This is a genomic window from Nocardia sp. NPDC019323 (assembly GCF_044389845.1).
Taxonomy (GTDB): domain Bacteria; phylum Actinomycetota; class Actinomycetes; order Mycobacteriales; family Mycobacteriaceae; genus Nocardia; species Nocardia implantans.
On record NZ_JBIRYN010000001.1, the window covers coordinates 538,385 to 544,695 of the forward strand.

Sequence of the window (6,311 nt, forward strand, 5' to 3'; positions counted from 1 at the left end):
CCTTTCCGAACCGGTCAGATCATCACGCGCAGCGGTCCCGGCGGGACCTCCACGCCCAGCGACGCCAAGGCGGCGGCGTGGTAGGTGGTGCTCGTGACGTGGATGGCGTGGTGCAGGCCCGCGTGGCCGTCGCGCCAGAACCGTTGCAGCGCGTTGTCCATGCGCAGCGCGTTGCCGCCGGCCCGGTCGAAGATCTCGTCGGCCGCACGCACCGCGCGCCACGCGGCGCGGGCCTGGTCCCGGCGTACCTTGGCGCGCGTCTCGAAGTCGATCTCCTCGCCGCGGTCGACCATGTCGTAGATGCGATCGACGTTCGCCAGCAACTGCTGACGGGCGGCGTCGATCTCCGAGGCGGACTCACCCAGCGCGTGCAAGACGTAGGGGTCGTCCTTGACGACGGTGCCGGTGGCGCCGACGCGATTGCGCTGGTATGCGATTCCGGCGGCGAGCACGCCTTCGCAGATGCCGATGGTCGCCGAGGTGATGCCCAGCGGGAACATGGTGGACCAGGGCATCTTGTAGAGCGTCTCGGTGACGCCGTACTCCTTGGCCGCGGTGCCGTCCATGACCTTCGCCGAGTCCATCACCCGGTAACTCGGGATGAAGGCGTCCTTGACGACGATGTCCTTGCTGCCGGTGCCGCGCAGGCCGACCACGTCCCAGGAATCCGCCACGATCTCGTAATCCGAACGGGGCAGGATCACGTGCAGGCCCTGCGGCGGCATCAGCGGCTTGCCGTCCGGGCCGCCGACCATGGCGCCGAGGAAGATCCAGTCGCAGTGGTCGGTACCGGAGGAGAACTGCCAGCGCCCGTTCATCACGTAGCCGCCGTCGGTAGGCACCGCGATCCCGCCCGGCATATAGGGCGAGGCCTGCCAGGTATCGCCATCCGTACCGAGCACCTCGTCCTGGACCTTGGGGTCGGCGAAAGCGAGCTGCCAGGGATGCACGCCGACGATGCCGCCGACCCAGCCGGCCGAGCCGTAGATGCTGGCGGTCTTCATGACGGTCTCGGCGAACTCTCGCGGGTGCGCCTCGTAGCCGTTGTACTTCTTGCGCTGCAGCAGCCGGATGAGGCCGGCCTCCTTGAGCTGCGCGGCCATGCCATCGGTCAGCCGGCCGAGCGAATCGGATTCCTCCGCCGCTGCGCGGATCTCATCGGCGATGGCGACGATGTTGTCGAGGACGGTATGGGGCATCAGAACTCCTGGTCCGTGAAGTCTCGGGAAGGATTGGTTGTCAGGAACCGGTGGGCGCGGCCTCGCGGTTCGCTGCCAGGTTGGGGGCGATGGCGCTGCGGCCAGCGGCCAAGTTGGCGTCCACCTCGGCCTGCCAGTTCTGCAGAGCGCGCTCGGTGTCGATCTCGAACTCGAACCGGTTGACCATCTCTGGCTTGACGTCTTCCACATCGACGTAGAACTGCTCGTACCAGCGGCGCAGCTGGTAGACCGGCCCGTCTTCCTCGCACAGCAGCGGATTGTCGATGCGCGCCTTGTTCTTCCAGATCTCGACGTCCTGCTCGAAGCCGATGGCGATGCCTCGCCCCACCGCGGCGGCCATCGCGTTCGCGGCGTCGTCGTCCATGCCTGCCGGTTTCTCCACGATCACGCCGTATTGCAGGCGGAAGGAGGTCGGGGTGATCGGGTAGTGGCAGTTGATGAGGTAGATGTTCGGCTCTGGCCGGTCGGCGTACTGCGCGCTCCAGAGCGCGTCCACCATGTAGGACGGTCCGTAATACGTAGCATCGGAACGGCTTTCGAGACCGGAATCGGTGTTCTGGCTGACGCCCACCGCGTCCGCGCGTGGACGCGACCGCATGAATTGGGTGGCGGTGTGGCCCTCGAAGACGTTGCGGAAGTATGTCGGCATGCCGTAGTGGACGTAGAAGAAGTGCGCCATGTCCACGACGTTGTCGACGATCTCGCGGCAGTGCGAGCCCTCGACGACGATGGAGTTCCACACCCAGTCCGTCCAGCCCGGATCACCGTAAGCGGGAATCTCCGGAATCGTCAGTTCGGCGGGGGCCTTGCGCCCCTGCGGATCGTGCCAGATGAACAACTGACCGCTGATCTCCATCGTCTGCCACGACTTGGTCCGCGCGAGCGGCGGAACTCGCCGGGCGTAGGGGATCTCGGCGCATTTGCCGTCACCGCGCCAGCGCCAGTCGTGGAAGGGGCACGCGATCGTGTCGCCCTTCACCGTCCCGTGCGCCAGGTTGCCACCCATGTGGGGGCAGAAGGCGTTGAGCACGTTCAGCTTTCCGTCTTCGCCTGCGAACACGACGAGCTCGGTGCCGAACGCGCGGACCTGATGCGGACGGCCGTCCGCGAAGTCGCGGACCAGTCCGAGGCAGTGCCAGCCGCGGGCGTATCGCTCGGGCGGCAGGCCGGTGTCGATGACACGGACCCGGTCTCCGGTTTGCGAGGTGGAAGTCACAATACCTCCTGGTCAGATGGCTGCGACCGCGAATCTCGTCGCACTGTGATCAGCTTGTCAGCGGAACTCCCGGTGTGACGCGCGTCTCCTGCTGAGTGGGACAGGTTTCCGGGGCGCCGATCTGCCGCTCAGTACTCGATCGCGATCTCGTCGGTGACCGGTTCGGCCTGGCAGGCCAGGATGTAGCCTTCGGCGAGGTCGTCCTCGGTGAGAATCTCGTTGCGCGCCATGGTCACCCGCCCCTCCGTCAGGGAGCACACACAGGCGCTGCATGCGCCTTCGCGGCAGGAGTACGGCGCCTCGACACCGGCGGCCAGCAAGGCGTCGAGCAACTTGCGGCCCGCCGTCCACGGCACCTGGCGTTCCGTGCCGTCGATGCTCACCCGGATCCGGCACACCACTTCGCCCGAAGCATCTCGGTCGTCACCGGGTTCCGCGTCGGTGAACGGGTCGGCCTGTAGGGACAGGAAGCGTTCGGAGTGCACCCGGGACGCGGGGAAGCCTTCCGCCGCGCACACCTGCGCGGCGAGATCCATCAAGGGCGTCGGGCCGCAGATGTAGACCGCGCGGTCGCGCAAGGGGCGCACGAGCATCGACAACGTGCGCCGCGTCGGATAGCCCTGCACCGACTCGAGCACGTGAATCACCGAGAGCCGGTCGGCGAAGCGGCGCTCGAGCTGTTGCAGCTCGCGCGCGAAGATGACCGATTCCTGATCCCGGTTGGCGTAGATCAACACGACGTCACCGCTGCCGGCGAACAGGATCGACTTGGCGATCGCGATGACCGGGGTGATACCGCTGCCCCCCGCCACGAGGACCACCGACTCGTCGAGCGAGGCAGGCGTGAAGGTGCCCGCAGGCGGCAGCACCTCGAGTTCGTCTCCGGCGCCGACCGTGTCACAGAGCCAGTTGGATCCGTGGCCGCCCGCCACCCGCTTGACGGTGAACTTCATCGCGGCGTCGCTGTAGGGCGAACTCGACAGCGAGTAGCAGCGCGCGGAACCGGTGCCGACGTCGGGCACCCGGACAGTGAGGAACTGACCGGCCCGATAGCCGTTGTCGCCGTCACCTCCGAGCGGTTCCACGACGAAGGAACGCGCGTCGGCGGTCTCCTCGATCACCTCGATCACACGGACACGACTGCCGCGCGGCGCCGTCGTCGCCGGATCCGCGAGGACATCCGGACCGGCACTTGTCTCCGTGGACATCCGCCCTCCTGCTCGTCGATGGTGCGTTCCCCGTTCCGGTCGGATCCGGGCCTCGCGAGGCTATGGCGCGCGGGAGCGCGGCAGACGGGAATGTCTCGCTGATCGGGAAGCGCGTTCGGTTGTGATCCAGGACTCGTGCGATGGTGGTGCGCACGCTTGTCACGGGCCGTTTGATGCCCACATGCACGTGGTAGTACCGTGACCCATGTCACAGCGATGTGATGAGCGCTGGGAGGTCGAGTGAGAACATCAAGTCCCGCCGGGGTGCCGGTTTCGGTGGTCGAGCGGATATCCCTGGTGCTGGAGACGTTCAATGGTGTCGGGCCGCTGACCTTGGCTCAGGTGACGTCCCGGACCGGTCTGCCCCGGTCGTCGGTGCACCGCCTGCTGGAGCAGCTCGCGAGCGCGGGCTGGCTCGCGCGCTCGCCCGAGCAGACCTACGAACTCGGCGTCAAGGCGTACGAGATGGGTCAGGCCGCGCTCAATCAGAATCGGCTGCTGCAGGGAGCGCGCCCGGTCATGCAGGCATTCGCCCATCAGACGGGCCTCACCATCCAACTCGCCGTGGTCGACCACGGCGACGCCGTCTACCTCGCGAAGGTCAACGGCCGCTCGTCGGGGCCGACGCCGACAGCGGTCGGTCAGCGGGTGCCCGCACACCTGACCGCCGTGGGCAAGGTGCAGCTGGCCTTCGCCGAGGCGACTCGCGATCCGCATGTCGTGCGCGCGCTGCAGCACACCGACGGCGGTGAGCTGTTACGGCGTACTACGCAGAGCATCGCCACCGACGCCAAGCTGGAGGAGGAACTCGCCGCCATCCGGGATCGTGGCGCCGCGTTCGATCGTGGTGAGGCGTTCTCCGGCATCGGCTGTGTCGGCGTCTCCATCGGTCCGCCGGACCACATCTACGGCAACTTGGCCGGCATCTCGATCTGCGCGCCGGTCACCACGCTCGACTACCGCAAGCTGGTCGGTCCCGTCCGGATGGCAGCCCGCGAGATCTGGGAACGTTGCGTGGCGGCCGACCTGGCGTCGCATTAGACGGTACTGCGCCGGATCGTGCTCGCGTGCGTGTTCACCTCTCCTGGGCCGCCGATACCGGTTGTCCGTCCGGGCTACTTCTGTCCCAGCCCAGAGCCCATGGAACCGCCGATCCGCCGCAGGGCCTCCGGCTGGTCCGCCGCCTGGGCGTCCGGTTCCTCGCCGTCGATGCCGGTCGGCGTCAGGTCCATTCCTGCTCGGGCGGACTGACAGGCGAAAACGAAACGAAGCCGACGTCACGGGCACTACCTGTTACCGGCCCACTCACCGCGACGTCGGCTCGGAGTAAGCGTTCGATCACGCTTCTGGTGAAGTGACCGGCGGCTGCTGTGCGCAGGCGAACTTGGCGCGCAACAGTGCGCCGGTCTCGGCCACAGCGAGCATCCCCCGGGCCGAGTTCTCCGGCCGCATCAGGAAACCGTGCAACACGCCGGGATAGCGGGTCAACGTGGTCTGCACGCGAGCGTCGCGCAGCCGGGAGGCGTAGCGTTCGCCCCAATCGCGGATGGGATCGCATTCGGCGGTGGCCACGATCGCCTGGGGCAGCCCGGACAAGTCGGCGGCGTAGGCGGGAACCCGGTAACAGTCGGGCGGATTCGCGGCGCCGGTATCGGCGAGTTCGTGCAGATAGGTGATGTCGTCACGCAGGAGAGTCGGCGCGTCGGGCATCTCCACCACGGACGCCGCGCCCATGTCCCGGTCCAGTCCCGGATACAGCAGTACCTGGGCGAACAACGCGGGGCCACCGCGATCGCGGGCCAAAAGGGCGACTCCGGCTGCCAGTCCCCCGCCGGCGCTGTCGCCGAGCACCGCCAGCCGAGCGGCGTCGACCCGGAACGCGGCCGCGTTCTCGGCGACCCAGGCGGTAGCCGCGTATGCCTCCTCGACCTGCACGGGAGCGGGCCATTCCGGGGCCAGCCGGTAGTCGACGCCGACCACCGTCGCCGCGCTCGCGGCGGCCAACTGCCGTGCGAGCGGTTCGAAGGAGGCGTTGGAACCCATGGCCAGCCCGCCCCCGTGCAAGTGCACGACGACCGGCGCGGCGGAGTCCATCGCGGGTCGGTACACCCGCAACGGGATGTCACCGTACGGGCCGGGAACAGCGAGGTCCTCGATCTGCGCCATCGACGGCATGCCCGCGGGCAGCGGCATGGCTTCGACGCCGGCTCGGACTGCCTCGATGCCGCGCGAGCGCATCGACGGTATCGGCCCGAGGCGGGCGATACGCGCCGCGACGTCGGGATCCAGCGAAGGTACAGGCATGGCGACTCCTACGACGTATCGGTAGCCGGGTCAGGCACCAGCGGCGGCCGGATCCGCCTGCGCCGTGACCCGCTCCACCCGCCCGACCCACAGCGGGGGCCAGTCGGGGTGCGGGGAGGATGTGGGTCTTGCGCTCCGCCATGCCGCGCACGACGAATTCGGCGATGGCCGAGACCGGCAGACTCCCCCTGCCCGCTGGCGACGGGTCGGCGTCGGCCCGGCGGACGTGTCCGAAGAAACGGCGTGGCGGGGGGGCGGGGGGGGCGCCCCCCCCCCCCCCCCCCGGGGGGGGGGGGGGGGGGGGCGGCCCCCGCCCCCCCCCCCCGGGGGGGCCCCCCCCGGGGGGGGCGCACCAAACCCGGG

At 68.8% G+C, this 6,311-nt stretch carries 5 protein-coding genes; 1 reads left to right on the top strand and 4 read right to left on the bottom strand.

Features of this window, described 5'->3' with window-relative positions:
* Positions 1-14: 14 nt before the first annotated feature.
* The 3 genes from ACH49X_RS02470 to ACH49X_RS02480 all read right to left on the bottom strand — a co-directional run bounded on the left by ACH49X_RS02470 (position 15) and on the right by ACH49X_RS02480 (position 3,644).
* Complete coding sequence (locus ACH49X_RS02470) at positions 15-1,199, bottom strand: acyl-CoA dehydrogenase family protein (RefSeq protein ID WP_357209249.1); 1,185 nt, start codon at positions 1,197-1,199, stop codon at positions 15-17.
* A 40-nt stretch (positions 1,200-1,239) separates the two neighbouring features.
* Complete coding sequence (locus ACH49X_RS02475; RefSeq protein ID WP_195080263.1) at positions 1,240-2,436, bottom strand: Rieske 2Fe-2S domain-containing protein; 1,197 nt, start codon at positions 2,434-2,436, stop codon at positions 1,240-1,242.
* 128 nt (positions 2,437-2,564) lie between these two features.
* Entirely contained in the window at positions 2,565-3,644 is a 1,080-nt protein-coding gene (locus ACH49X_RS02480) for a ferredoxin--NADP reductase (protein WP_357111526.1), read from the bottom strand.
* 240 nt (positions 3,645-3,884) lie between these two features.
* Here ACH49X_RS02480 and ACH49X_RS02485 point away from each other — a divergent pair, with 240 nt between their 5' ends.
* Positions 3,885-4,685, top strand: coding sequence for an IclR family transcriptional regulator (locus ACH49X_RS02485; protein ID WP_195080265.1), 801 nt, complete (start codon positions 3,885-3,887; stop codon positions 4,683-4,685).
* Between the two features lie 297 nt (positions 4,686-4,982).
* Here ACH49X_RS02485 and ACH49X_RS02490 read toward each other — a convergent pair whose 3' ends face one another.
* Positions 4,983-5,948: an alpha/beta hydrolase gene (locus ACH49X_RS02490; RefSeq protein ID WP_357209248.1), complete on the bottom strand. Its 966-nt coding sequence runs from the start codon at positions 5,946-5,948 to the stop codon at positions 4,983-4,985.
* Positions 5,949-6,311: the final 363 nt, after the last annotated feature.

Coding starts and splice junctions, on each gene's coding strand:
- ACH49X_RS02470 (WP_357209249.1), bottom strand. CDS start 1,199: ATGCCCCATACCGTCCTCGACAACATCGTCGCCATCGCCGATGAGATC.
- ACH49X_RS02480 (WP_357111526.1), bottom strand. CDS start 3,644: ATGTCCACGGAGACAAGTGCCGGTCCGGATGTCCTCGCGGATCCGGCG.
- ACH49X_RS02490 (WP_357209248.1), bottom strand. CDS start 5,948: ATGCCTGTACCTTCGCTGGATCCCGACGTCGCGGCGCGTATCGCCCGC.